The 4,157-nt window shown below is 63.3% G+C and carries 4 protein-coding genes; 3 read left to right on the top strand and 1 reads right to left on the bottom strand.

All coding sequences use genetic code 11. From position 1 onward, the window contains the following. Nucleotides 1-202 precede the first annotated feature (202 nt). A complete protein-coding gene (locus HMPREF3151_RS10425; protein WP_070475665.1) occupies nt 203-1,621 on the bottom strand; it encodes an NYN domain-containing protein in 1,419 nt (472 codons plus the stop codon). A gap of 183 nt (nt 1,622-1,804) precedes the next feature. Between HMPREF3151_RS10425 and HMPREF3151_RS10420 the strand changes: the two genes are divergently transcribed. Genes HMPREF3151_RS10420 through HMPREF3151_RS10410 form a run of 3 tightly spaced genes read left to right on the top strand, consistent with a single transcriptional unit; the run spans nt 1,805 to nt 3,932 of the window. After that, nucleotides 1,805-2,179 (top strand): GntR family transcriptional regulator, encoded by a 375-nt coding sequence (locus tag HMPREF3151_RS10420; protein WP_070475662.1) that lies wholly within the window; start codon nt 1,805-1,807, stop codon nt 2,177-2,179. Further along, a complete protein-coding gene (locus tag HMPREF3151_RS10415; RefSeq protein WP_070475659.1) occupies nt 2,176-2,934 on the top strand; it encodes an ATP-binding cassette domain-containing protein in 759 nt (252 codons plus the stop codon). The genes HMPREF3151_RS10420 and HMPREF3151_RS10415 overlap by 4 nt, the downstream gene beginning before the upstream one ends. Beyond that, the gene (locus HMPREF3151_RS10410; protein ID WP_070475656.1) at nt 2,934-3,932 is read left to right on the top strand and encodes a hypothetical protein; all 999 of its coding nucleotides are present in this window, start codon (nt 2,934-2,936) and stop codon (nt 3,930-3,932) included. The genes HMPREF3151_RS10415 and HMPREF3151_RS10410 overlap by 1 nt, the downstream gene beginning before the upstream one ends. The last annotated feature ends 225 nt before the right edge of the window (nt 3,933-4,157 follow it).

Genomic DNA, 4,157 nt, shown 5'->3' with positions numbered 1-4,157 from the left:
CGGCAACGAGTGGTTCACAGGAAGTCCGCAGACCAGATCCGTGAATTAGTTCCCACTTGGACGGTTGAATAATTCACTATCCCCAGGTCGCCAAAAACTCACGGCGGGATAGTTCACAAGCGAGTGAACTTTGTCGCAATTGGGGCGGAAAGGCGCCCCGGGGCCGAAACCCCGGGGCGCCGTAGAAATGCCAGGACCGCGTCTAGCTCTCCCGGCGGATGTTGATGAGCACGCCGCGGATGCCGGAGTGGAACCCGTCGCGAAGGTTCACGCGCTGGGTTTCGGACAGGGTGTACTCGTGCAGGGTCTCGCAGGCGAACTGCAGCAGTGGCCTGTCGATCTCCGGGGGCAGGCCGCCGCCGGAAAGGAGGTGGGCGTTGTCTCGCTGCTCACTGGAGGCAGCGTTTTCAAACCACCAGTTAGCGTACTGCTGGCCCACGTCGTAGGGGGTCTGGAAGCCGGCGGAGGTCCACACTTCCTCGGGAAGCGGCACGTAGCGGGAGCGCAGTTTGCGGCGCGGAGCCATCATCGAAGGCTTCGGCGCAGGCTTGGGTCCCGGCTTCGGCGCAGGTGAGGGCGCATCCGAGTTCGTGCCGGCGAGCGACGCAGGCGACGGCTTGGCACTTTCGGCGGGGGCTGAGGGCGCCGGCGCCGACGGACGGTCCGGTTCGCTGGAAACGTTCTGGTTGCCGGGCTTGTTCGACTCGTTGTTGGCCTCCACCTGTGCCTCGGACGGCTCGTCCAGCTCCGGCTCGTCCGGACGGTGGGTGCGCTGCTGCGAAGTAGGTGTGCCGACGATGTCGGACGGCTTCGGAGCACCGTCAGGCGCTGGCCCCGGCTTCGGGGCTGCCTGGTCGGGCTCGCCGTCGACGGACTTGGCGTCCGATGCAGTGTCCGATGCAGTGTTCGATTTCGAGCCGTCCCCCGAAGCACCCGAAGCGCTCGAACCGCTGGCAACCGCGTCCGGCCCGAGCGGGTCCGGGCCCAGCCCTGGAACCGCGGTGGGGCCGTCCGCCTCTTCGAGCGGAGCAGCGTCGTTAAGCGGGCGCTCCCTGATGCTCGGCGGAAGCGGGCCTTCGAGCACCTGGAGGCGCATGGCGTCGGCGAAGTCTTCGCGCGGGTCGAGGATGGTGGTGCTGTCGCAGGCGTGGCGCAGGGCGGAGGACATGGAGTCCCAGCCGAAGCCGTAGAGGTGCATGCGCGCGCCGCGGCTGGTCACTTCCTCGACGCCGGGGATCATGTCCGCGTCGCCGGAGACCAGCACGAAGTCGGTGAATTTCTCGCTCACGCCGTTGACCACAAGGTCGGCGACGAGGCGGGTGTCCACGCCTTTTTGGGTGCGGCGCTCGCCCCACTCGATGAGCTGGCCGGTGCGCAGTTGCACGCCGTCGCAGGTGCGCAGCGCGCGCTGGTAGCGGTGCGGGCCGGAGTCGGGGATGCCGTCGTACCAGAACTGGCGGTGGATGGGTTGGTTGAGTTGGTTGGTGATCATTTTGCCGAGGGTTGCCACAACCTCCGGCAGGTCAATTTCTAACTGAGCTCGGGCGCCGATTTCCCACGAGTTGTAAAAGCTCGCGAGCAGGTATGACGTGTCGACGAACACAAGTGTGCGTTCAAGCATGGCTCCTAAATTCCGATTCTTTTTCGTTACTAAGTTGAGTTACAGGCACCATCTTGCCTGAAAAACCTCAGTCATTCCACGTCGTAATTGTCACGGTTTCCTGCGAACCCGTTGCGCGGGATGAACTCGCATGATAGTTAGTTAGTCACTCGAGTAACTAACCCATCAACCGGAGGGCAGGGCATGAACACTGATGCGGAGCCGCTCTTCGTGCAGATCGCCAGTTTCGTCGCCGACCTCATCGTCGACGGCACCCTGAAGCCCGGCGAGCAAGCACCGTCGACGAATCAGCTCGCCCAGTTCCACGAAATTAATCCCGCGACGGCGCGCAAGGGGCTTGCATTGCTTGTCGACGATCACGTGCTGGAAAAGCGCCGCGGCCTGGGCATGTTCGTCACCGACGGGGCTCGCGACCGCATCCTGGAAAAGCGCCGCGAGGACTTCGCCGGCGACTACGTCGCCCCGCTCATCGACGAAGCGCTGCACCTCGGCTATTCCCGTTCCAACCTCCACGACCTGATCGACCGCGTCGCAGAAAGCAGAGGCATGTACCAATGACCATCCACACCCGCGACCTCACCCGCCGCTTCGGCTCCAAGGTGGTGCTCACCGGAGTCGACCTGGATCTGGGCCCCGGCATCCACGGCCTGCTCGGCCGCAACGGCGTGGGAAAATCCACGCTGCTGCGCATCCTGTCCGGTCAACTCAAACCCACCTCCGGCACCGTCGAGGTGTTCGGCGTGCGCCCCTTCGACAACGCGTTTGTCATGGACAACACGTGCCTGACCGGCGTTGACACCGCCTACCCGGGCACGTGGTCCGGCGCGGATGTAATCAAGGGTGCGCGGTTGCGCTACCGCACCTGGGACCAGCAGCTTGCCGACGCACTGACCGCCGACTTCGCCATGGACCAGGCATTGGAAACCCGCTACGGGAAGCTCTCCCGCGGGCAGCGCGCCATGATCGCCATCGTTATCGGGCTCGCTTCCGGCACCGATCTCCTGCTTCTGGACGAGCCCTACGTCGGCCTGGACACCCACAACACCGAGGTGTTCTACCGCCACCTGCTGGACCAGGCGGACACCGGCCGCACCATCATCATGGCCACCCACCACATCGACGACGCCGCGAAGGTGCTGGATACGGCGGTGATTCTGGGGCGTGAGGGTGCCGTCGTTAAACAATGTGCTCCCGAAGTCGCCGACGCCTTCGCGGTTGTGGGAGGGGAGCTTTTGCCTATCGACGACGCTCCGCGCCACGCCCGCCCCGCCCGCTTCGACGACCTCATCGAGCACTACCTGGAGGTGTACTGATGAACACGACCTTGCTCGGATTCTTCCGCCACCAGTTCGTCGCGTCCTCGCTGTACAGGTTGCTGTGGATAGTGCCGCTGACCGTGATGTTGGGCCTCGGCGCCACGATTACGGACCACCCGCTTACTGCGGTGATGACGCCTGCATTTGTGACCTTGTTTGTCATCGGCGCGCTCTCAATGGAAGAGACGGCGTACGCGGCCTACGGCATGCCGCGGGGTCGACGGCTACGACTGGCCGCGATGTCGGTGGTGCCGGCGGTGGTGATTGGCGCGGCCGTCGCGTTGCTGCTGCGGCCTGATTGGTTTGGAGTTGTGGGCGCCTTGGGGGCTGTGGTGATGGGCCTGCTCATGGGGCAGCGCTACGTCACCGGCGAGGTGCCCGAAGCGAGTGAGCGTGTTCGGCCGCGCTTAGGCTCGCGCGGCTTCCTTGTGGAGCTGGTGTGGACACCTCAGCTGCTCTGGGCATTCGGTATCGCGGCGGCGCATTGCGTGACGCTGTACCTGGCAAGCTTCATTGGTTCGGAGCCGCTCAGAGTGTGGATTGGGGCTTTGCCGCTGCTGGTTTGGTACGGCATGTATTGCATGCACGGCTCGGCAATCGCCGGAACAGACGTGGGCGCCAGCTACGGGGTGCCACGTCGGCGCTGGCTTGGAGTATCGCTCGCGGCAACAGTTGTCTCAGTGCTGCTTTATATGGTCGTTGTTGGTGTTGTCTCGAGTTTGAGCTGGGCCGCGGTGGTGGTCGGGGCGGCGGGTGCGTTCGCCTGCGCGGTGCTGGGATCGGTCTTGAAAGCCCGGCGCAGCGAAATGGGGCTGTATCCAACGATATTCCTATTTATCCCCATCTCGCGAGCCGTTGAAGTGGAAAGCTTCACGGACAGTGAGACCGTTTACGTCCTTGTCGTCGCCGGAGCGCTGTTGTTGGTTGGTGTAGTGATGCAGGTGGCGTATTTGGGTGGCTATATGAACCCCAAACAAGCGCTTAAGAACAGGTAGAAAACAGCCTGTGCGCTGCGGGTTTGTGTTGTGTGTGGGGTGTGTGTAACTTATATCGAGTCAGCGAGACCGACAACGCCCCGCTGGAGAGACTGGTTCAAGGTTCTCTGGTTTGTGTGGCGGGCAGGAAAACAATCGCTGGTGGATTCCAAAGTCACTTGAGGCTGGCTCACTGTTGTGTGGGGTGGTGTTGGGTGTGCTGGTGTTGTTTGAGAACTCGATAGT

The organism is Corynebacterium sp. HMSC05H05 (assembly GCF_001807265.1).
Classification (GTDB): Bacteria; Actinomycetota; Actinomycetes; order Mycobacteriales; family Mycobacteriaceae; genus Corynebacterium.
Note: the sequence above shows the minus strand (reverse complement) of the source record. Positions and strands in the feature narration are given on the sequence as shown.